The following is a 21,645-nucleotide window of genomic DNA, read 5'->3' as shown; positions in this document are numbered from 1 at the left end:
CCCTCCCTGAGGGAGGGTTTAGGGTGGGGTCGGATTTGTAAACACGACCAAAGGTCGTGAACAAGACGGCCCGTGCCGCAAAACGGTGTTATTTTATAGTTGTTCCGATTTCGTTCAGCAGGTTTTCCGAGTGCTTGATCGTAACGCTCCGCACTCCCTTTTCGACGGCTTTCAGGGCATTTTCGATCTTGGGGATCATTCCCTTGCTCACGATGCCGTCGGCCTTGAGTGGGGCGTAGGTTTCGGCCGTGATCTCCCGGATCAGCGTCGTGTCGTCCTCCGGGTTGCGCAGCACGCCGTTCTTCTCGAAGCAGAAAACCAGGTCCGCAGGTGCAATTTCCGCCGCTCCGAGCGCAATGGCCGAAGCCACGCTGTCGGCGTTGCAATTCAAGAGCGTCCCCTGTCCGTCGTGCATGATGGCCGAAAAGACGGGCGTGATGCCCCCTTCCAGCAGCCTGCGCAGCAATCCTGAGTCCACGCGTTCGATGTCGCCCACGAATCCGTAATCGACCGGATTGGGGTCGCGCCGGCGGGCCGTCACGGCGTTGCCGTCGGCGCCCGACAGGCCGAGTGCGTTGCACCCCGCGGCCTGCAGTCCGGCCACGACCTGCTTGTTGATCAGCCCGGCGTAAACCATCGTCACCACGTCCAGCGTGCCTTTGTCGGTGATGCGGCGTCCGTCGACCATCTGCACCTTCAGTTCCAGCCGTTCGGCGAGGCGTGTGGCCAGTTTTCCGCCGCCGTGTACGAGTATTTTGGCTCCCGGCAATGCCGCGAACTCTTCGAGGAACCGCTTCAGCGCCTCGGGGTTGTCGATGACGTTGCCGCCGATTTTTACGACCGTGATTTTCTCCATTATTCCAGTCCCTCCAACAGTCGTTTGAGTACCACCTGGGCCGAAATTTCGCGGTTCGCGGCCTCGGGAATCACCAGCGAACGCGGCGATTCGATCACGTCGTCCGTCACGATCATATTGCGCCTTACGGGCAGGCAGTGCATGAAGTAAGCATTGTTGGTGAGGGCCATTTTCTCCGTGTCCACCGTCCACGAACGATCCCTCGACAAGACTTTGCCGTAGTTGGGATCGGTGTAGGCCGCCCAGTTTTTGGCGTAGACGAAGTCGGCGCCTTCGAGGGCCTTGTGCTGGTCGTATTCGACGCGCGCCGTACCCACGAATTTCGGGTCGAGTTCGTAGCCTTCGGGATGGGTGATCACGAAATCGTAGTCCGCGGCGTTCATCCACTCGGCGAACGAGTTCGGTACGGCCTGCGGCAGGGCGTTGGGATGCGGGGCCCAGGTCATCACGACCTTCGGACGTGCCGTGGCCTTGTGCTCCTCGATGGTGATCAGGTCGGCGAAGCTTTGCAGCGGGTGGCGCGTCGCGGCCTCCATCGAGAAGACCGGGCGTCCCGCGTAGCGGATAAACTGCTCCAGTACGCGCTCTTCGTAGTCTTCGGCCTTGTCGTTGAACCGGGCGAACGAGCGCACGCCGATCACGTCGCAGTACGATCCCATGACCGGAATGGCTTCGAGCAGGTGTTCGGCCTTGTCGCCGTCCATCACCACGCCCCTTTCGGTTTCGAGTTTCCACGCTCCCTGGTTGACATCGAGAACCATGACGTTCATGCCGAGGTTCATCGCCGCCTTCTGGGTCGAGAGGCGCGTGCGGAGGCTCGAATTGAAGAAGAGCATCAGCAGGGTCTTGTTGCGCCCCAGTCCTGTGAACTGGAAGCGGTCGCGCTTGATCTCCAGCGCTTCGGCGACGGCAGTTTTCAGATCGCCTATGTCTTGTACGCAGGTAAATTTATCCATAGATTCCGTTTCTTTTTCGTTCCTTGTTAATTGTTTCGGGTTCCGCTCCGGGAGGCTGTCGCCGGCGGCAAAAGTGCCGTTTAGGGGTCTACCCGGCCTCGGCGGGGGTTTGTGCGGGCTGCCGTTATCCGATCGTCTCCCGGAACGCTTCGAGGAAGCGGTCCGCCAGTTCGCGCGTCAGGCACAATGCCGGCAGCAGCCGCACGGTCGAAGCGCCCGCCCCGCCCGTGAATATGTGTTTGTCGAAGAGCAGCCGCTTGCGCAGTTCCGCTCCCGAATCCTCGATCTCGATGCCGATCATCAGGCCGCGTCCGCGAACTTCTTTCAGCCCGCCGATCTTGTGCAGTTCGGCCAGCAGGTATTCGCCGACCTGCGCCGCGTTCTCCACCAGTCCGTCGCGTACGATCACGTCGAGTACGGCGATTGCCGCTGCGCAGGCGAGGTGGCTGCCCCCGAAGGTCGTTCCGAGCAATCCCGGACGCGCTTCGAAGTGGGGGGCGATCAGCACGCCGCCGATGGGGAATCCGTTGGCCATACCCTTCGCCGTGGTGATCAGGTCGGGCCGGATGCCTGCCGCCTGGTGGGCGAAGAACCGTCCCGTGCGGCCGTATCCCGACTGGATTTCATCCAATACGAGCTGCGTCCCGGTTTCGGTCGCTGCGGCGCGTACGGCGCGCAGGAACTCGTCCGTCGGGCAGTGGATGCCCGAAACGCCCTGGATGCCTTCGACGATTACCGCTGCGAACTCCCGCGTGGCGAGTTTCGCGCGCACGGCTTCGATGTCGTTCAGCGGTGCGAACTCCACGTTGGGCGTGCGGTTGAAGGGCGACGAAATCGCGGGATTGTCCGTCACGGCGACGGCTCCCGACGTGCGTCCGTGGAAAGCCTTCGAGAGGGCCAGCACTTTGGCGCGCCCCGTGTGGAACGACGCCAGTTTCAGGGCGTTTTCGTTGGCCTCGGCTCCCGAGTTGCAGAGGAAGAGCCGGAAATCGTCGTATCCCGACGCGCGGCCCAGTTTTTCGGCCAGCGTCGTCTGGAGCGAGTTCTCGACCGAATTCGAGTAGAACCCGAGCCGGGCTACCTGTTCCTGCACGGCCCGTACGTAGTCGGGCTGCGCATGGCCGATCGAAATGACGGCATGGCCGCCGTAGAGATCGAGGTACTCGGTTCCTGCCGCGTCGTAGACAAAACTGCCTTTGCCCCGGACGGGTTCGATCGGATATAGCGAATATACGTTGAATAATTCCATTGTCGTAATTTTTGGTGTCCGGCCCGGCAAAAAAAGCGTCGGGAAAGATGCGGACTAAAAGCGCGAGCGCAGGGGACGGTTTGCTTGCAAACCCGCGAATAGTCGCCCGGAGCCAGCGTTAGGCCGCGTCTTTCAGCTTTTTTTGTCAGCCGGTCGGTTTTTGCACCGCTTTTTGCCGACCAAAAAGCGGTTATCGTGCGGCGGTTGAAAGCCGCCGGTTAAAATGCACTTGCTTTCAGTTTCAGACCTTCTTTTTCGTCCAGCCCGAACATCAGGTTCATGTTCTGCACGGCCTGCCCCGAAGCGCCTTTCAGCAGGTTGTCGATAGCCGACACGATGTGCAGTTTGCCGCCGTGTTTGGCTATGTGGAGCAGCCCCTTGTTGGTGTTCACTACCTGCTTGAGGTCTATTTCGCGTTCCGATACGGTCGTGAATGCCGAGGGGGCGTAAAAATCGGCGTAGAGCCTGAACGCCGCCTCGTTGTCGAGCGGACACGTCGTGTAGACGCTTGCCAGGATGCCCCGCGTGAAGTCGCCGCGCATCGGCACGAAGTTCACTTCATAGCCGAACGACGGCTCCAGCCGCCGCAGGTTGCGCCCGATCTCCAGCAGGTGCTGGTGCGTGAAGGCCTTGTAAACCGATATGTTGTCCGACCGCCAGCTGAAATGGGTCGTGGCCGAAGGTTTTACGCCTGCGCCCGTCGAACCCGTCACTGCCGTCACGTGCACTTCGTCCTGCAACAGTCCCGCGGCAGCCAGCGGCAGCAAAGCCAACTGAATCGCCGTGGCGAAACATCCCGGATTGGCCACGCGTCCGGCACGGCGGATGCGTTCGCGGTTCAGTTCCGGAAGGCCGTAGACAAATCCGCACGTCTCGTCGCGGAAGTCCTGTGCCAGGTCGATGATTTTCAGCCCGGCCGGGATGTCGTTCTCCTCCATCCAGACCTTGCTCTGTCCGTGGGCCGAGCAGAGGAACAGCACGTCGATCGCCCCGAGGTCGTACGAATCGCTGAACCGCATGTTGGTGTCGCCCTCCAGTCCGCCGTGTACGTCCGAAAGGCGGTTGCCAGCATTCGACGTACTGTGTACAAAGGCAATTTCAGCCTGCGGGTGGTTGACCAGCAACCGGATCAGTTCGCCGGCGGTGTACCCGGCGCCTCCGATGATACCGGCGCGGATCATTTCTTGTTGCGTTTCTGGACGTTGTAGAAAATCTTGATCTGGTTGCCCAGGATCTTCGTGAATCCCTTCACGTCGTCTGCCGACCAGGCCTTGTTGACCTCGCCGTATTCGCCGAAGTCGGTCTTCATCAGGTCGAACGAAGAATCGACGCCCACGAGCGTATAGTTGCGCGGACGCAGGATCAGTTCCACGGTTCCCGTGACGTTGCGCTGCGACGACAGGAGCATCGCCTCGATGTCGCGCATCACCGGTTCGAGGTACTGCGCTTCGTGGAGGAACATGCCGTACCACGTCGCCACCTGGTCCTTCCAGTAAATCTGCCACTTGGTCTGCGTGTGCTTTTCGAGCATCTTGTGCGCTGCGATGATCAGCATCGGCGCTGCGGCTTCGAAGCCTACGCGGCCCTTGATGCCGATGATCGTGTCGCCGATGTGCATGTCGCGGCCGATGCCGTATTTCGAGCCGATGGCCTCCACGGCGCGGATGGCCTCGACCTTGTCGGCGTATGCCTTGCCGTTGACGGCTGCGATTTCGCCCTGCTCGAAGGAGATCGTGAGGCGTTCCTCGCCGTCGGCCGTCACCTGGCTGGGATATGCTTCTTCGGGCAGCGTCTGCTCCGAGTGGAGGGTCTCCTTGCCGCCGATCGACGTGCCCCACAGGCCTTTGTTGATCGAGTATTCCATCTTTTTGTAGTCGGCCGTGATGCCGTGCTTGCGCAGGTAGTCGATCTCGTATTCGCGCGTGAGGGTCATGTCGCGCGTCGGGGTGATGATTTCGATTTCGGGAGCGAGAATCTGGAACGTCAGATCGAAGCGCACCTGGTCGTTACCTGCGCCGGTCGAGCCGTGGGCTACGGCGTCGGCGCCGATCTGCTTGGCGTATTCGATGATGGCGATGGCCTGGAAAATGCGTTCCGAGCTTACTGAAATGGGGTAGGTTCCGTTGCGCAGGATGTTGCCGAAGACCATGTAGCGGATGCTCTTTTCGTAGTATTCCTGCTCGATGTCGAGCGTCGCATGCGCCGTGGCGCCCAGTTCCATGGCGCGTTTCTCGATCTTCTCCAGTTCGGGTTTCGAAAATCCGCCCGTGTTGGCGATTGCCGTGTAGACATCGTAACCCTTCTCCTCGGAGAGGTATTTTACACAGAACGAGGTGTCGAGACCTCCGCTGAATGCCAAAACTACTTTCTTCTTTTCCATGATATGTCAGTTTTAATTTTTTTACTCGTTTTGACCGGTTCGCAAATCTTCCGGTCGTTGTCGCCGCCTTTGGCGTCGTACTCCGTTCCGGCCCCGCTCCGAACCTCTTCCCCGTGGAGGGACTCGTCGCGTCGCGGTCCGGATTTTTACTTCAGGTGAAATAACTTTTTGAACTTGTTCTTAAAGAACATCCGGTAGGGAGCCAGCCGCGACTGCTTTTCCACCGGTTCTTTGGCCGGATCGTAGAGCATGCCCGTGCAGAGGCACATGCGCCGCTGGTTGCGTTGCAGGATGTCGTAGTTGCAGCAGCCTTCGCAGCCGCGCCAGAAATCCTCGTCTTCGGTCAGTTCCGAGAAGGTCACGGGGACGTAACCCATCCGCGAGTTGAGCTTCATGACCGGCAACGACGTGGTGATACTGAATAACTTGGCATACGGAAATCGTCGTCGGGCCAGCTCGAAGGTTCGTCGCTTGATTTGCTCCGCGAGTCCCATATGCCGGTACTCCGGATCGACGATCAGTCCCGAGGTGGCGACGAAGTCGCCGTGACCCCAGCACTCGATGTAACTGAACCCGACCAGTTTCTCACCGTCCAGCGCCACGACGGCCTTGCCACCGGTCATTTTTGCGGCGATGTACTCGGGCGACCGCTTTGCGATGCCCGTACCCCGCTGCAGGGCCGACTCATAGATCAGATCACAAATGCGCGGTGCGAAATGTGCGTGCGATGAGTCGGCGAATACGACGCTGATTGTGTTGTTATTCATTTATCGTTTGTGTGGGTAAAAAAGTTGACGAATTAGTTGATGCGATAGGCGCGCTGTACGCCTTTGATGCGCATGATCTGGTGGATGAGCGTATCCACGACGCCCGTGCCGGGCACTTCGACGGCGACGATTCCCGCGACGCAGCCGTTTCCGGCCGGCGCGAAGTTCATCGTGCGGATGTTGAGTTTCAGGTCGCGGATGATGACCTCGGTGATGTGGTTGGCCATGCCGGTCGTGTCGGCCGCCACGATGCGGATCGAGACGCGGAACGCCCCCTCGGCCGACTGCCGCCAGCGGGCGTCGATCACCCGGTAGGGATAATTCTCACGCATGCGCTTGGCGTTGGGACAGTCGCAGCGGTGGATGGTGATTCCCGCGTTGATCGTCACGAAGCCGAACACGTCGTCGCCTTTGATCGGGTTGCAGCACTTGGCCAGTTTGTATTGTATCTTCGAGATGTCGTCGTCGATTACCAGCGCATCCTGCGGCGCGGCTTTTTCCTGCGTGCCGTGCAGCGCGGCCTTCTGGCGTTCGATCTCGGCGGCCGCGGCACGGCGCTCTTCGGCGGCTTCCCCCGAGAGGTGGCGTGCGAGGATCTCCTTGATCGACCCGAAGTCGAGCTTCTGGGTGGCGATCAGGGCATAGACCTCCGTTCCGAGGCGCAGCTTGAAATATTTGGCCAGGTAAGCCACCGCTTCGTCGATGGTGATGGCGAATTTCCAGTTCTTGAGTTTGCGTTCCAGCTCCTCGCGCCCCATGCGCGTATGCTTGGCCTGCTCTTCGCGCAGGAAGGATTTGATCTTGTTGCGGGCCTTCGAGGTCACCACGAACGACAGCCAGTCCGCTTTGGGCGTCTGGTTCTTCTGGGTCGTGATCTCGACGATGTCGCCGTTGCGCATCTGTTCGCGGATCGGCACGGCGCGGCCGTTGACCTTTCCGCCCACGCACGTCGAGCCGAGGGAGGTGTGGATGTCGAACGCGAAGTCGAGCAGCGTAGCCCCTTCGGGCAGCTTGCGCAGGTCGCCGTTGGGCGTGAAAACGAAGATTTCACCCGAGGCGGGCTTCGCGTCGAAACGCTGCGCCAGCGAGTGCGTCGTGTCTTCGATCAGTTCGCGCAGGTGTCCCAGCCACATTTCGCTCGTCTGCGCCCCCTGGTTGACTCCCTTGTAACGCCAGTGCGCCGCGATGCCTCGTTCGGCCACGGCATCCATGCGCTCGGAGCGGATCTGCACCTCGACCCAGCGGCTTTCGGCCGATACGGTGGTGTGCAGCGATTCGTAGCCGTTCGACTTGGGGATCGCTATCCAGTCGCGCAGGCGCTTGGGGTTGGGGGTATAAAAGTCCGTTACCACCGAATAGGCCGTCCAGCACATCTGCTTTTCAGCTTCCCGCGGACAGTCGATGATGATGCGGATGGCGAAAATATCGTAGACGCCTTCGAACGGGACGTGCTGTTTGTGCATCTTGGTCCAGATCGAGAAGATCGACTTGGTGCGGCTCTTGATGTGGTATTTGATGCCGAGTTTGGTCAGCCGCTGCTCGATGGGGACGAGGAACCGCCCGATGAAGGCTTTGCGCTCTTCGGCGCTCTCTTCGAGTTTCAGGACGATGTGCTCGTAATCCTTCGGTTCGAGGTAGCGCAGGGCGATGTCCTCCAATTCGCTCTTGATGTTGTAAAGACCCAGTTTGTGGGCGATCTGTGCGTAGAGGTTCATCGACTCCCAGCTCTTCTTGCGCCACTTCTCGCGGGGGAACATCTCCAGCGAACGCATCACTTCGAGCCGGTCGGCCAGTTTGATCAGGATGACGCGCGGGTCCTCGGAGTAGCTTACGATCAGGTCGCGGAAATTGTCGGCCTGCTCCTTGGCGACCTTGAGCTTGAGTTCCGAAATGTTCGCCAGCCCGAGGGTGATGCCCACGACCTCGTCGCCGAAGCGTTTGCGGATGTCGGTGCTCAGGGCCAGGAACTCCTCGGGCGGAAGCTGCTTGTGGGCCAGCCGCACGACATCGTGGAGGATTGCCGAAATGGTGGAGTTGCGGCCCAGGCCCACCTCCGAGATCACGATCGAAGCTACCGCGACGGCATGCTCCAAAAGGGGCGTATCGTCGTAACGCACCAATCCGGCGAGCTTCGCGTCGGCATACTCCAGCGCCTCGTCGACGAGTCTCTGGGTCTGCTCCGAGAAGTTCGCGCGCACGAGCGAGCGGAGTTTTTCGTAACGTGAGAAGTCCATTTTTACCTAACCTAAATCCTTGACGGCAAAGACGATGCCGGCCAACGGCGGCAGTGCGTCCGCAACTGTGCCGGGGCATAGCCCGTCCGAGCGTAAGTAACTTTGGCAAAGATATGAAAAAAAATTATAAATTTGTAACGTTGAACCAATACGTTATGCGATGGGAAAGAAAAAGGAGATTTATGTGCCGACCGTAGGCGAGGAGATCGGCAATGCCGTGTCACACGGCGTGATGTCGCTGCTGGCGCTTCTGGCCCTTCCCTTTGCCGCCGTGTGGGCCTATGTGCATGATCCGGACGCGATTCTGGCGTCGGCGTCGGTGTCGGTTTTCGTCATTTCGATCTTCCTGATGTTCCTCGCCTCGACGCTCTACCACTCGATGAACCCGCAGTCGGAACACAAGGCGGTTTTCCACATCCTCGACCACATTTTCATCTACGTCGCCATCGCGGGCAGTTACACGCCCATCGCGCTGTCCGTCATCGGCGGCTGGCAGGGTATTTTCATCACGGTCCTGCAATGGACGATGGTAATTTTCGGGATTTTCTACAAGTCGCTGTCCCGCAAGTCGATACCTGCCATCAGCCTGACCATTTACCTGGTCATGGGCTGGACGATCGTCTTCTTCCTGCCGCTGTTCGTGAACCACGCCTCGACGCCCCTCGTGGTGCTGATCGCACTGGGCGGCGTACTCTATACGCTCGGCGCCTGGTTTTACGCCCGCAAGGGCTTTCGCTACCACCACATGGTGTGGCATTTGTTGATTAACCTCGCGGTTGCGGCGCACTTCGTCGGGATCGTGTTTTATCTCTATTGATTATGGCTGCTTTCGACCTGCATATCCACTCCGGATACAGCAGTGACGGGGAGTTTTCCGTCGCTGCAATTGCCGGCATGTGTTCGGCCTGCGGGCTGGGCGCTTTCTCCCTGACCGACCACAATTCGGTGCGCGGCGTCGGCGAAGCCGCCGAAGCGGCCGCTGCCGCGGGCCTGTGCTTTATTCCCGGCATCGAGATCGACTGCAACTACCGGGGTACGGACCTCCACCTGCTGGGCTACGGCATCGACTGGCGGTCGTCCGATTTCGCCCGGTTGGAAGAGTCCGTCGCCGCAAAGGTGACGGCGTCGCTGGGCGGCATGGTCGACAACCTGCTCCGACTGGGTTTTCGGATCGACGCCGATGCCGTGCTGGCCGCCGCCGGCGGCAAACTGCCTACGGGCGAACTGATCGCCGAGGTGATGCTTGCCGATGAAAAGTACCATACGCCTCTGTTGCAGCCCTATATGGAGGGCGGCGACAGGAGCGACATGCCGTATATCAACTTCTACCTCGATTATTTCGCGCAGGGCCGCCCGGCGTTCGTCCCCGTCGAATATATGGATTACCGCGAAGCCCTTTCCCTGGTCCGGGACAACGGGGGAATCCCCGTTGTCGCACATCCGGGACTCAATTTCCGGGGCCGCGAAGAGATCGCCGGGCAACTGCTCGACCGCGGGGCCGCCGGACTGGAGGTCTTCAACAACTACCACAGCCCGGAGCAGGCCGTTTATTTCACCTCGCTGGTACTCTCCAAGGGAGCTTTCATGACTTGCGGAAGCGATTTTCACGGCAAGACCAAGCCGCGGATCGCCATCGGACGCTTTCCGGCGGACAGCCGCTTCGACGGCCGCCTGTCAGACTTTGTAAACCACGTAAATGTGATCGGCCGGCAGGGCGTATAACCTGCGCTCGGCGTCGGAGAAAGTCGCGGCATAGTCGATGTCTGCGGCTTCGAAGCCCGCTTCACGCAGGCGGTCGGTGTAGTCGGCGCCGTAGATGCGCCGGTGGTCGTACTGCCCGAAGATGCGTGTGCGCTCGTCGGGGTCGGTGATCGTGTCGTCCTCGTAGGTCCGCTCGTAATCCGCATCCACCGGCGAGAGGACGATGCCCCAGCCGCCGGGTTTGAGGATACGGTGCAGTTCGCGCATCGCTTTCCGGTCGTCGGCGACATGTTCCATGATGTGGTTGCAGAGCACGACATCCACCGAATTATCCGCCAGCGGAATCTGCTGTACGTCGAAATGCAGGTCAGCCAGCGGGCTTTCCAGGTCGGCCGTGACGTATTGTCCGGGGTGCGACTTGAAGTGGGGCTTTAAGTGGCGCATGATACAGACTTCGGGGGCAATGTGGAGCGTGCGCGGAAAAGCCGTCAGCAGATCGGTTTCACGCGTGAGATAGAGCCACAGCAGGCGGTGGCGTTCCAGCGACAGGCATTTGGGGCACAGCGCGTTGGGGCGCGACTGCACGTAGCCGTAGGGCATGAATTTGCGGTACTTCGAGCCGCACACGGGGCACTGGACCCCGCGGCCTTTGTAAAACAGCCCCGCCACGGGTACGGCCCATCCCGCGATGCGTTGCAGGACGGGACGCGGAATGTGGTTGAGCGACCAGCGAATCAGTTTTTTCATAGCCTTCTATTCCCGCCAATGTTCGGGACGGTCCAGTGCTTCGGCGCACAGCACCCGTCCTTTGTGTTCCGTGAATCCTGCTTCCGGCAAGGTTTGTACCATCCAATAGTCGGCATACTGTTCCGCGATGGGATAAGGCGCCTGAAAGCCCCGTTTCCCGGCGTCGGGGACGAATCCGTGACGCGGGTAATACTCCTTGTGGCCCAGTACGAAAACGAGCTTCGCACCCCTTTCGCGCAGGAGTTCCAGCCCTTTTCGGATCAGCGCTCCCCCGATGCCCTGCCGCTGGCACTCCGGGACGACGGCAAGCGGGGCGAGGATGTAGTGTCCTTCCTGCGCCGTTTGTGCGCCTTCGATGCGGCATCGGGTGAACAGGATGTGCCCGATGGCCTTCCCGCCGCGGAATGCGAGCAGCGACACGTACGGCCGGGCGCTGGCGTCGCCGAGGAGCGCCGCGGTCAGTTCCGCTTCCTTGTCGTAGCCGAACGCCTCTTTCTGTACGCGGACGATTTCGGCGAGGTCCGTGGGATTCGTTTCCCGGAGGGTTATCGTTTCTTTTGTCATGGTTCCAGGATTTTGTTCACATCCTCTTCGGCTTTGCGCAGCCGCGCCTTGCACGAGGCTATCAGTTCCGTCGCGCGCTTCACCTCGGCGGCGAGGTTGTCGACATCCATCTCTTCGTTGCGCAGGCGCGCGAGTATCTTTTCGATTTCGGCCATCGCCTCGGCGTAGGTCAGCTCTTTTTTTGCCATATTTTTCCAGCTTTTACGGTTGCTTCTATTTGGCCGTCGGAAACTTCTATCTCGATGTTTTCCCCGGCTCCGACTTCCCGGGCCGAAGTCACGGCTTTGCCTCCGGTGCGCACGACGGCGAAGCCCAGGCGGAGGATGCGTTCGGGCGAACGCCCGGCGATGAGTTCCGCGGCATTGCCGAGCCGGACGTTTTGCCGCGCGAGGAAGTCGCGCGCCGCGTCGGGCAGCAGTGCCGCATGGTGTTCCAGCCGCAGCGACTGCCGCGTCAGGAGTTCGCCGCTCAGCCGGCGTACCTCGCCCGAAAGGCGTTCGAGGCGCACCTCCGAGGCGTGCATCGCCGCGGTCGTGGTGTCGTGCAGTTGCAGGGCCGCGTAGTCGAGCCACCCGTCGGTTTCGGCCATTCGCCCGACGAGCCATCCGGCCACTGCCGTCGGGGTTTTGAGCGCCGTGTGGGCCACCATGTCGGCGACGCTGGTGTCTTTGTCGTGCCCGATGCCCGTCACCACCGGCAGCGGAAACTGTGCCACATGGGCGCAGAGGCGGTAGGCGTTGAAACAGTTGAGGTCGCTCCTCGAACCGCCGCCGCGGATCAGCACCACGGCGTCGAAATCTTCCATCCGGGCGGCGACGCTGCACAGGGCTTCGATGATGGATTCCTCGGCCGCAGCGCCCTGCATGAAGGCGTCGAACAGTGTGAGGGTGAACCGGTAGGGGCTTTTGTCCAGCTCTTTGCAGAAATCCTGGTAACCGGCGGCGTTGGCGCTCGACACGATCGCGATGCGCTGCACGACTGCGGGCATTGTCGCCTCGCGGTTCATGTCCCAGACGCCGTCCTGCTGTAACTGTGCGATGGTCTGCTGCCGCTGCCGCTCCATGTCGCCCAGCGTGTAGGAGGGGTCTATGTCGGTGATTTGCAGCGAAAAGCCGTAGAGCTCGTGGTAGGAGACCAGCACCTTGGCCAGTATCCGGATGCCCGATGCGAGCCGCTGGCCCGTTTCGGCCTCGAAATAACCGGAAATGCGGGGGTAGTGCGAACGCCATACGACGGCCCGGGCCTGCGCCGTCGGGACGCCGTTGTCGCCGCCCTTCTCCACGAGTTCGAGGTAGCAATGGCCCGAGTAGTTGACCTTTATTTCGGAGATTTCGGCACTTACCCAGACGGGCAATGCGAACTGCCCTTCGAGCGCCGACTTCACGCGGCGCTGTAACTCGCGCAGGGTAATATGTTGTGATTCAGCCATCATCCCAACAGGATTCCGATGGTTAGCAACGCCCCGAACAGCATGATGTTGCGGGCCGTCTCACCCAGGCAGACGTTCAGGGCGTCGCCGTGGTCGATACGCACCAGTTTGCGCCATGTGGCGGTGTGTGCGGCGAGGTACGGAAGGGGAAGCAGGGCGGCCCAGATGCGGCCGCCGGCCAGTAGCGTGAGGCACAGGGCGACGGCTGCGGCCCCCAGGGCGAAGTAGCCCCAGCGTCCGACGCCTGCGCCGAGGCAGACGACGATCGTGCGCTTGTTGCAGCGGGCGTCCTCCTCGCGGTCGCGGAAATTGTTGATCATCAGCATCGTATCGATCACCAGTCCGCATGCCAGTGCCGCCACGAGGACCTCCCAGGTCCATGCTCCGGTCTGGATGTAGTAAGTGAATCCCACGGGGACCAGTCCGAAAAAGAGGATGACCGCAATGTCGCCCAGTCCGTGGTAAGCCAGCGGCCAGGGTCCTGCGGTGTAGAAATAGGCGAAGAGGATGCAGGCGGCGCCTGCGGCGATGAGTTCCCAGCCTCCGTAGCGGAGGATGCCGGCGCGGAGCGCCCAGACGAGCAGTCCGATGCCCGCGGCACAGGCCGCGAGGGTGAAGCCCGCAATGCCTGCCTTCATGGCCGGGAGGGTGATGTAGCCTTTGGCGAAGGCGCGGTCGGGACCCAGCCGGTCGGGTTTGTCCGCCCCTTTCAGAAAATCCCAGAGGTCGTTGACCAGGTTGGCCGTGCACTGCATCAGCACGGCGAACACGAGGCACAGCACGGCAGGCAGCCAGTGGAACGAATGGTCGGTATAGGCCAGTGCGGAGCCGATCAGAACGAGGATGACCGAGTTGCCGAGGCTGTAAGGCCGTACAGCCAGAATCCAGGCGGATAGGGAGTTGGTTTTCACGTTTCGGGGTTAATTTTCGGGGTAGGACGGGATCAGCGGATGACCAGTTCCATCTGCCGTGGCAGATGCCGGCCTTCGGGAAGCTGGATGCTCAGTACGCCTTCGCTTTCGATGGGCGAACCATTCTTTTGCGCCGGCTGCCAGCGCGGGGCCTCCGCCACGGCTTTCAGCACGCGCCGCTTGAGGCGGTTGTCGGTCGATTCGAGTTCCTGCTGGACGACGATTTCGCCTTCGGGGGTGATTTTGTAGCGCAGCACCACGCGGGCCGTGGGTTCGCTCGCGTCCCAACGCACCTGCCGGGCGATGTAACTGCCGAAGGTCGAATCTGCGGGGAAGGCGGCAGGCTGGTCGTAGCGCAGCGTGATGAGCATGACGCCGTGTGCGGCCCGCTGGCCGTAGCGGGCGATGGTCTCTTCGTCGGCAGGGAGCATTTCGACGTGCTCGATGTCTTCGGGAGGAATCGAGCGTATCTCTTTCGTCTCTTTGCCGTTGACGATGTACAGGGGCTGCGGTTTGGGAGTCGCGGCCCGGAGGGTCGCGGCGCAGAACAGCGCACATAGAATCAGGACGTATCTTTTCATGCCGTATCTTTTTTTGCAAAACGGCCGGTAAGGCCGCGTTATTGCCTTAAAGCGTTTCTTCGGCGGGGGCGGAAGCCGGACAAAATTTCTTGCAGCCGGCCGCTGCCCCGCCGAACCCTGCTTTTTAAGCGGGGTCCCAGCCCGAGCGGACAAGGTCCGCACAGCCGTTCGGCCGGAACCGGACGCCTTCCGCTTCGAGCAACTCCCGCTGTTCGGTCCAGCCGGGTGCGGTGCGGCCTGCGGCGTTCACGACCCGGTGGCAGGGAACTCCTTCGGGGGCCGATGCCAGCGCGCGCCCTGCGCGGCGCGCATAACCGGGCATACCGACCAGCCGGGCCAGTTGGCCGTAGGTCGCGACCCGGCCCGCAGGTATCTGCGCGACAACGTCGTAAACCTCCGCGTCGAAACCGTCTGGAATGCCCATCGTACGGCTATAATTCGCTCTCCTTCAGACGCTCGGCGTTCTCGGCAACGATCAGGTGGTCGATGCAGTCCTGGATGTCGCCGTCCATGAAGGCCGAGAGGTTGTAGATCGTATAGTTGATGCGGTGGTCGGTGATGCGGCCCTGCGGGTAGTTGTAGGTGCGGATTTTGGCCGAACGGTCGCCCGTCGAAACCATTGTTTTGCGCTTCGAGGCGATCTCGTCGAGCCACTTCGAATATTCGAGGTTGAAGACACGCGTACGCAGCTCTTCGAAGGCCTTGTCGAAGTTCTTCAACTGCGACTTCTGGTCCTGGCATTGTACGACGATGCCCGTCGGGATGTGCGTCAGGCGGATGGCCGAATAGGTCGTGTTGACCGACTGTCCGCCGGGACCGCTGGCGCAGAAAATGTCCTTGCGGACATCGTTCATCGAAATTTCGATGTCGAACTCTTCCGCTTCGGGCAGCACGGCGACCGATGCGGCCGACGTATGCACGCGGCCCTGTGTCTCGGTCTGGGGTACGCGCTGCACGCGGTGCACGCCCGATTCGTATTTGAGCGTTCCGTAGACGTTCTGTCCCGAGACTTTCAGCACCACCTCCTTGAAACCGCCCGCAGCGCCGTCCGACGACGAGGTGATTTCGTAGCGCCAGCCCTTCGACTCGATGTATTTGGTGTACATGCGCAGCAGGTCGCCGGCGAAGATCGCCGCCTCGTCGCCGCCCGTGCCGCCGCGAATCTCGACGATGGCGTTCTTCGAATCCTGCGGGTCCTTGGGGATCAGCAACAGCTTGATCTCCTCCTCCATCTGCGCGAGCTGGGGCTCCAGTTCGGCGATCATCTCGCGGGCCATTTCGCGCATCTCCTCGTCCTTGTCCGTGGCCAGCGTGTCCTTGGCTTCGGCGAGGTTGGCGATGGCCGTGCGGTAGCGTTCCGAGGTCTCGATGATCGGCTCCAGTTCCTTGTATTCCTTGGTGAGCTGGATGAACTGTTTGACATCGGCGATGATTTCGGGGTCGGTCAGTTTCTGCCCCGTCTCTTCGTATTTGAGCTTCAAACCGTCGAGGCGGTTTAAAATGGTGTTGTCTGCCATATCTGTTTTATTTTGGGCATAAAGATACGTAATAATCGGCAAACGGCAATGCGTCGACCGAAAAAACGAACGGAGGGAACCCCTGGCTCGGGATTCCCTCCGGTATACGCTTGCAGGGGGATTATTCGTTGATCCGGCGGAGCCAGTCCAGCACGGCGTCCTGCCATGCCTCCTTGTAGCGGAAGTTGTCGCGGATGCCCCATCCGTGGCCGCCCGAAGGGTAGATGTGCATCGAAGCCACGATGCCGTTCGCTTTCAGGGCGTTGTAGTAGAGCGTGCTGTTGACGGGCGGGACCGATTTGTCATCGTCCGAGAGCAGCAGGATGGCCGGCGGCGTGTCGGCCGTTACACGGCTTTCCAGCGAGTAGGCCGCATCCTGCTCGGGGGTGCGTTCCTCGCTCAGCAGGTTGATGAACGACCCTTGGTGGCGCTTGCCCTGCACGGCCGTGATGACCGGGTAGAAGAGCACCGAGAAGGCGGGGCGGACGCTGCCGATCGTCGAGGCCATCGCTGCGAGGTGTCCGCCGGCCGAGGAGCCTACGATGCCGACCTTCGGGCAGGTGTAGCCTTCGGCGCCCGAAACGTCGCCGCGCATGATGCGCAGGGCCTGTTCCGCGTCTTCGAGCGGTACTTCGGGATGGTGGTTGGGCATGCGGTATTTCAGCACGGCGCCCGTGATGCCGTTGGCGGCGAACCACTTCGCCATCTGGTAGCCTTCATGGTCGATGGCGAGCATGCCGTAACCGCCTCCGGGGCAGATTACGACAGCCTGGCCGGTAGCCTTGGCCGCATCGGCCGGGAAGATGTAGAGAACAGCCTCCGAGGTGTTCCTCAGCCGGTTGGGCTCGGTTTCCGTTTCCGGCGTGGTGATGCCGTTGCTGTGGGGAGCGGTCGCGTTGTCCCAGATTTTGATTGTCGCGGCCTGTCCGTAGTCTTTTGCCGATGTTGTAGCCATGGCGAGAATCGTTGCGAAAGTTAGTAGGATGATCCGTTTCATAATGGAAGTTTTTGGTGTCAGGATGCTGTTCAGATCACGATATTGATGATCTTGCCCGGCACGACGATAATTTTTTTCGGGGCTTTGCCTTCGAGCCATTTCTGCGCTTCGGGAGCGGTCACGACATCGGCCTGGATTTCGGCGGGCGTCATCGAGGCGGCGTATTCCTTCTTGAAGCGGAGCTTGCCATTGACCGAAACGGGGTATTCGAACGAGTTCTGCACCAGGTGCTTTTCGTCGAAGGCCGGATAGGAGGCCGTGCAGACCGAACCGGTGTGTCCGAGTGCGGCCCACAGTTCCTCGGTGATATGCGGAGCGAAGGGGGCGAGCAGTATGGTCAGCGGTTCGAGCACTTCGCGTTTGGAGCATTCGCCGAGTTCGTTGAGGCAGATCATGAAGGCGGCCACCGAGGTGTTGAACGAGAAATTCTCGATGTCCTCGGAGACCTTCTTGATGGTCTTGTGCAACGTGCGGAGCTCCTGTTCGGTCGCCTTTTCGTCGGTGACGCACAAGCGGCCGTCGCGGTCGAAGAACAGGCGCCAGAAGCGGCGCAGGAATTTGTGCACGCCGTCGATGCCGTTGGTGTCCCACGGCTTCGACTGCTCCAGCGGACCGAGGAACATCTCGTACATGCGCAGCGTGTCGGCGCCGTAGTTGTCGACGATGTAGTCGGGGTTCACGACGTTGTAGAACGACTTCGACATCTTCTCGATGGCCCAGCCGCAGACGTACTTGCCGTCTTCGAGGATGAACTCGGCGTTCTTGTATTCGGGCATCCATGCGCGGAAGGCGTCGAGGTCGAGGATGTCGTTGCGGACCATGTTCACGTCGACGTAGAGCGCCTGCGTTTCATACTGGTCCTTGAGGCCCAGCGACACGAACTTGTCGGTCCCGACGATGCGGTAGACGAAGTTCGAGCGGCCCTGGATCATGCCCTGGTTGACGAGCTTGCGGAACGGTTCCGGTTCGCAGACGGCTCCCAGGTCGTAGAGGAACATGTTCCAGAAGCGCGAGTACATCAGGTGGCCCGTGGCGTGCTCGATGCCGCCAACGTAGAGGTCCACGTTGCGCCAGTATTCGTCGGCCTCCTTGCCGACGAGCGCCCGGTCGTTGTGCGGGTCCATGTAGCGCAGGTAGTAGGCCGACGATCCGGCGAATCCGGGCATGGTCGAAAGTTCGAACGGATACCCCTCGGGCGTCTCCCAGCCCTTGACCCGGGCCAGGGGCGGTTCGCCCTGCTCGGTGGGACCGAAGTCCGCGATCGGAGGCAGCTCCAGCGGCAGGTTGTCTTCCGGCAGCGGGTAGGCTACGTCGTCCTTGTAGTAGATCGGGAAGGGCTCTCCCCAGTAGCGCTGGCGCGAGAAAATGGCGTCGCGCAGACGGTAGTTGACGAGCTTCTTGCCCAATCCGCGGCGCTCGACTTCGGCGAACATCAGTCCGATCGCCTCTTTTACATCCTTTCCGTTGAGGAAATCCGAGTTGATTACTTTGCCTGATTTGGCGTCGTAGGACTCGACCGAAACGTCTCCGCCTTCGACCACCGGGATGATCTCCAGGCCGAAGTGCCGGGCGAAAGCCCAGTCGCGCGAGTCGTGTGCCGGAACGGCCATGATGGCGCCCGTTCCGTAGCCCGCCAGCACGTAGTCGGAGATGTAGATCGGAATGGCTTTGTTGGTGAAGGGGTTGATGGCGTAAGAGCCTGTGGCTACGCCGCTGACGCGTTTTGTGTCGGCGATGCGGTCGCGTTCGGAGCGCTTCTTGGTCTGGCAGATATAGTCCTCGACGGCAGCCTTGTTTTCGGGTGTCGTCAGGGAGTCGACCCATTCGTGTTCGGGGGCGATAACCATGAACGTCACGCCGAAAATCGTGTCGGGACGGGTCGTGAAAATCTCCAGTTTCTTCGCCGAGCCCTGGATGTCGAAAAAGACCTGGGCGCCCTCCGAACGGCCGATCCAGTTGCGCTGGATTTCCTTCAGCGAGTCGCTCCATTCGAGTTTGTCCAGTCCGTCGAGCATGCGCTGGGCATAGGCGGTCACGCGGAGTAGCCATTGTTTCATGCGTTTCTGTTCGACCGGATAGCCGCCGCGGACCGAAAGTCCGTCGTGTACTTCGTCGTTCGCAAGCACGGTTCCCAGTTTCGGACACCAGTTGACCTGGGTATCGGCGCGGAAGGCAAGGCGGTAGTTCTGGAGGATCTGCTCCTTTTCCTGCTCGTTTTTGGCGTTCCATTCGTCTGCCGTGAAGTGCATTTCGGTCGTGCGGGCGACGTTCAGCCCTTCGGTTCCCGACTGTTCGAATGCGGCGATCAGCTCTTCGATCGGGCGCGCCTGCTGCTTGTCGTAGCAGTAGTACGAGGAGAACATCTTGAGGAACGCCCATTGTGTCCACTTGTAATACCCGGGATCGCATGTGCGTACCTCGCGGTCCCAGTCGAACGAGAATCCGATCTTGTCCAGCTGCTCGCGGTATCGGGCGATATTCTGGTCGGTCGTTACGGCCGGATGCTGGCCCGTCTGGATGGCATACTGCTCGGCGGGCAGGCCGAAGGCGTCGTAGCCCATCGGATGCAGGACATTGAAGCCCTTGAGGCGCTTGTAGCGCGAGTAGATGTCCGAGGCGATGTAGCCCAGCGGATGGCCGACGTGCAGGCCTGCGCCCGACGGATAGGGAAACATGTCCAGTACGTAGAATTTGGGCCGCGAGGGGTCCGTCTCCACCTTGTAGGTTTTGTTCTCCCGCCAGCGGCGCTGCCATTTGGGCTCGATTTCCTTGAAATTGTACTCCATATCTCGTGTGTTTTTGTTGCGGATTTTCCTGCAAAAATAGCAAAAGTTTCTTGGATTGACTCATTTTCGTCCGTCGGAATGGCATAAAAAGGAGGGACACGGCTTTATAGCCGTGTCCCGTCGTGATTTCAGGTCGTTGTGCGTCAGTTGTAAAGCGGCACGACGTACATCGAATAGGCCTCGCTGTGGCCCGTGCCGTCGGAGAGCGTGTAGCGGATGTCGTTGCCGTGCCAGACGACGGCGGTCCGCGTCGTGCCGAAGAGGGTCCCGGCGGTGAATACGTCGTCGTACCAGGCGGCTATCGAATAGGGCATCGAGCCGCTGCCCGAACCGTCGGAGAGGTCGAAGAGTTCCTGTCCGTTTTTCCAGACGACGCCCTCCTCCTCGAAATCGTCGGTGTCGGTATAGTAGCCGGCCGTGTAGAGCGTGTTTTCGAACCGGCAGACGGCCATGGCCTCGGCGTAGGAACTGCCGTCGGTCAGGGTGTAAAGCAGGTCCTTGTCTTTCCAGACCGTAGCGCTGTTGCCCGAATGTCCCGCGGCGTAGATCGTCCTGCCCGAAAGACAGAGTGCGGTTACTCCGGCTTCGGATTCCCCGTCGGTGAGGGTGTAGTGCGCCTTGTCGTTTTTCCAGACGACGGCGAGCGGTTTGGTGAATCCGCTTTGCAGGCTGCCTGCGGCGTAAACGTCGCTGCCCGAGACGACGACCGACCGGGCCTGCGAGACGGCCGGGCTGACCGAGTAGGCGTGGAGCACGTCGCCGTTTTTCCAGACGGTTGCCGTCAGGGCTCCGTCGGTCTGTGTGCTTCCGGCCGTGTAGAGACTGCCGTTCGCGGCGAAAACCGAATAGGCGTAGGAATCTGCACTGCCGCTGCCCAGGGTGTATTTCAGCGTGCCGTTTTCCCATACTTTGGCCACGATTTCGTCGCCCTGCTGTTCGTAGCCCGCGACGTAGACAGTGCTGCCCGAGACGCAGACCGCATAGGCCCATGCGTCGTTCGTGCCGTCGGTGAGCGTGTAGAGCGTTTCGCCGTTTTTCCAGACCGTTGCGACGGCCTTGGTCGCAGGCGTCGTGTAGCCTGCGGCGTAGATGTCGTAACCGGTGGGTTTCGGCGGTTTCGGACCGTCGTCGTCCGAACTGCATGCTGCGGGGCCGGCGAGTGCGGCGAGGAGCACAGGCAAAAAGTTGCGTAAAAGTCGTTTCATGGTGATCGTCATTGGTTTGCGGTGCAGGGGTTTTCGGGGCGTCCTGTGGGGACGGTCTGCCTGCATCCTGTTTGCAGGGCAAAGTTCATGCCGGGGTTCGGGGCCGGGAATATTCGGTTTATGGCCTTGATAATAAACCTGTTGTTTGTTTTATTATAATCAAAACTTATTATGTGTAAAATTATATAGATAAAAAGTATTGAGAATGGCGCAAAATCCTGTAAAATGGCGAAAAAAGACGTGCATATATATTGTATTTCCGAAAAATTGCGTACCTTTGCAGTCCATTTTGGACAATGGAGATAGATTTTTTAACAATTAAAGGACAGTTTTAGAAATGCCAACTATTCAACAGTTAGTGAGAAACGGCCGCGTGAAGATGGAGGACAAGTCGAAGTCTCCCGCACTGGCCGCGTGTCCCCAGCGCCGAGGCGTATGTACGCGTGTGTACACGACGACCCCGAAGAAGCCGAACTCGGCAATGCGTAAGGTAGCACGTGTAAGATTGACCAACGGCAAGGAGGTCAACGCCTACATCCCCGGAGAAGGCCACAACTTGCAGGAGCACTCGATCGTGCTCGTCCGCGGCGGTCGTGTAAAGGACCTCCCCGGTGTACGTTATCACCTGGTGCGCGGTGCACTCGACTCGGCAGGCGTCGACGGACGTCGCCAGCGTCGTTCGAAGTACGGTGCAAAACGCCCCAAGGCAGGAGCAGCAGCACCTGCAAAGAAGAAATAAAAGTTCTACCAAGACCAAATTAATTT

At 60.4% G+C, this 21,645-nt stretch carries 21 protein-coding genes; 3 read left to right on the top strand and 18 right to left on the bottom strand.

Translation table 11 applies throughout. The annotated features are described in order from the left end of the window. Window positions 1–88: 88 nt before the first annotated feature. From argB to KG007_RS03845, 7 genes are all read right to left on the bottom strand, one after another. A complete protein-coding gene (gene argB, locus KG007_RS03875; RefSeq protein ID WP_213347425.1) occupies window positions 89–856 on the bottom strand; it encodes an acetylglutamate kinase in 768 nt (255 codons plus the stop codon). After that, the gene (locus tag KG007_RS03870; protein ID WP_213347424.1) at window positions 856–1,812 is read right to left on the bottom strand and encodes an N-acetylornithine carbamoyltransferase; all 957 of its coding nucleotides are present in this window, start codon (window positions 1,810–1,812) and stop codon (window positions 856–858) included. Before KG007_RS03870 ends, argB begins: the two co-directional genes overlap by 1 nt. A 124-nt stretch (window positions 1,813–1,936) precedes the next feature. Next, window positions 1,937–3,061 carry an aspartate aminotransferase family protein gene (locus KG007_RS03865; RefSeq protein WP_213347423.1) on the bottom strand — a complete coding sequence of 375 codons (1,125 nt, stop codon included), beginning with the start codon at window positions 3,059–3,061 and terminating at the stop codon, window positions 1,937–1,939. Between the two features lie 218 nt (window positions 3,062–3,279). Next, on the bottom strand, window positions 3,280–4,242 hold the full coding sequence (gene argC / locus KG007_RS03860) for an N-acetyl-gamma-glutamyl-phosphate reductase (RefSeq protein WP_213347422.1): 963 nt from the start codon (window positions 4,240–4,242) through the stop codon (window positions 3,280–3,282). After that, window positions 4,239–5,441: an argininosuccinate synthase gene (gene argG, locus KG007_RS03855; RefSeq protein ID WP_213347421.1), complete on the bottom strand. Its 1,203-nt coding sequence runs from the start codon at window positions 5,439–5,441 to the stop codon at window positions 4,239–4,241. Before argG ends, argC begins: the two co-directional genes overlap by 4 nt. A 146-nt stretch (window positions 5,442–5,587) precedes the next feature. After that, on the bottom strand, window positions 5,588–6,208 hold the full coding sequence (locus KG007_RS03850) for a GNAT family N-acetyltransferase (protein ID WP_195459850.1): 621 nt from the start codon (window positions 6,206–6,208) through the stop codon (window positions 5,588–5,590). A 32-nt stretch (window positions 6,209–6,240) separates the two neighbouring features. Then, window positions 6,241–8,442 carry a RelA/SpoT family protein gene (locus tag KG007_RS03845; protein ID WP_213347420.1) on the bottom strand — a complete coding sequence of 734 codons (2,202 nt, stop codon included), beginning with the start codon at window positions 8,440–8,442 and terminating at the stop codon, window positions 6,241–6,243. 160 nt (window positions 8,443–8,602) lie between these two features. Here KG007_RS03845 and trhA point away from each other — a divergent pair, with 160 nt between their 5' ends. Next, window positions 8,603–9,259, top strand: coding sequence for a PAQR family membrane homeostasis protein TrhA (gene trhA / locus KG007_RS03840; RefSeq protein ID WP_213347419.1), 657 nt, complete (start codon window positions 8,603–8,605; stop codon window positions 9,257–9,259). 2 nt (window positions 9,260–9,261) lie between these two features. Beyond that, entirely contained in the window at window positions 9,262–10,164 is a 903-nt protein-coding gene (locus KG007_RS03835) for a PHP domain-containing protein (RefSeq protein ID WP_213347418.1), read from the top strand. On the opposite strand, the gene KG007_RS03830 is transcribed toward KG007_RS03835, so the two are convergent. The 11 genes from KG007_RS03830 to KG007_RS03780 form a co-directional block, all read right to left on the bottom strand. Beyond that, window positions 10,117–10,890, bottom strand: a complete 774-nt coding sequence (locus KG007_RS03830) for a class I SAM-dependent methyltransferase (RefSeq protein ID WP_213347417.1) — start codon at window positions 10,888–10,890, stop codon at window positions 10,117–10,119. The genes KG007_RS03835 and KG007_RS03830 overlap by 48 nt on opposite strands. Window positions 10,891–10,896: 6 nt before the next feature. Continuing rightward, window positions 10,897–11,454, bottom strand: coding sequence for a GNAT family N-acetyltransferase (locus KG007_RS03825; RefSeq protein WP_213347416.1), 558 nt, complete (start codon window positions 11,452–11,454; stop codon window positions 10,897–10,899). Continuing rightward, window positions 11,451–11,642 (bottom strand): exodeoxyribonuclease VII small subunit, encoded by a 192-nt coding sequence (gene xseB, locus KG007_RS03820; protein ID WP_213347415.1) that lies wholly within the window; start codon window positions 11,640–11,642, stop codon window positions 11,451–11,453. The genes KG007_RS03825 and xseB overlap by 4 nt, the downstream gene beginning before the upstream one ends. After that, the gene (gene xseA / locus KG007_RS03815; RefSeq protein WP_213347414.1) at window positions 11,624–12,883 is read right to left on the bottom strand and encodes an exodeoxyribonuclease VII large subunit; all 1,260 of its coding nucleotides are present in this window, start codon (window positions 12,881–12,883) and stop codon (window positions 11,624–11,626) included. The genes xseB and xseA overlap by 19 nt, the downstream gene beginning before the upstream one ends. Beyond that, window positions 12,883–13,794 carry a 1,4-dihydroxy-2-naphthoate octaprenyltransferase gene (gene menA, locus KG007_RS03810; RefSeq protein WP_213347413.1) on the bottom strand — a complete coding sequence of 304 codons (912 nt, stop codon included), beginning with the start codon at window positions 13,792–13,794 and terminating at the stop codon, window positions 12,883–12,885. The genes xseA and menA overlap by 1 nt, the downstream gene beginning before the upstream one ends. Window positions 13,795–13,826: 32 nt before the next feature. After that, window positions 13,827–14,375, bottom strand: a complete 549-nt coding sequence (locus tag KG007_RS03805) for an energy transducer TonB (RefSeq protein WP_213347412.1) — start codon at window positions 14,373–14,375, stop codon at window positions 13,827–13,829. 124 nt (window positions 14,376–14,499) lie between these two features. Next, window positions 14,500–14,799, bottom strand: coding sequence for an MGMT family protein (locus KG007_RS03800; RefSeq protein WP_195459870.1), 300 nt, complete (start codon window positions 14,797–14,799; stop codon window positions 14,500–14,502). 7 nt (window positions 14,800–14,806) lie between these two features. Continuing rightward, entirely contained in the window at window positions 14,807–15,892 is a 1,086-nt protein-coding gene (gene prfA, locus KG007_RS03795) for a peptide chain release factor 1 (RefSeq protein ID WP_213347411.1), read from the bottom strand. A 121-nt stretch (window positions 15,893–16,013) separates the two neighbouring features. Continuing rightward, window positions 16,014–16,889 (bottom strand): alpha/beta hydrolase, encoded by an 876-nt coding sequence (locus tag KG007_RS03790; RefSeq protein ID WP_195459873.1) that lies wholly within the window; start codon window positions 16,887–16,889, stop codon window positions 16,014–16,016. Window positions 16,890–16,918: 29 nt separating this feature from the next. Beyond that, window positions 16,919–19,675, bottom strand: a complete 2,757-nt coding sequence (leuS, locus tag KG007_RS03785; protein ID WP_213347410.1) for a leucine--tRNA ligase — start codon at window positions 19,673–19,675, stop codon at window positions 16,919–16,921. 143 nt (window positions 19,676–19,818) lie between these two features. Then, complete coding sequence (locus tag KG007_RS03780; protein WP_213347409.1) at window positions 19,819–20,880, bottom strand: hypothetical protein; 1,062 nt, start codon at window positions 20,878–20,880, stop codon at window positions 19,819–19,821. A gap of 337 nt (window positions 20,881–21,217) precedes the next feature. On the opposite strand from KG007_RS03780, the gene rpsL reads away from it, so the two are divergent. Next, window positions 21,218–21,619 (top strand): 30S ribosomal protein S12, encoded by a 402-nt coding sequence (gene rpsL, locus KG007_RS03775; protein ID WP_195459880.1) that lies wholly within the window; start codon window positions 21,218–21,220, stop codon window positions 21,617–21,619. Window positions 21,620–21,645 lie beyond the last annotated feature (26 nt).

This window comes from Alistipes montrealensis (genome assembly GCF_018362775.1).
Taxonomy (GTDB): domain Bacteria; phylum Bacteroidota; class Bacteroidia; order Bacteroidales; family Rikenellaceae; genus Alistipes; species Alistipes montrealensis.
Note: the sequence above shows the minus strand (reverse complement) of the source record. Positions and strands in the feature narration are given on the sequence as shown.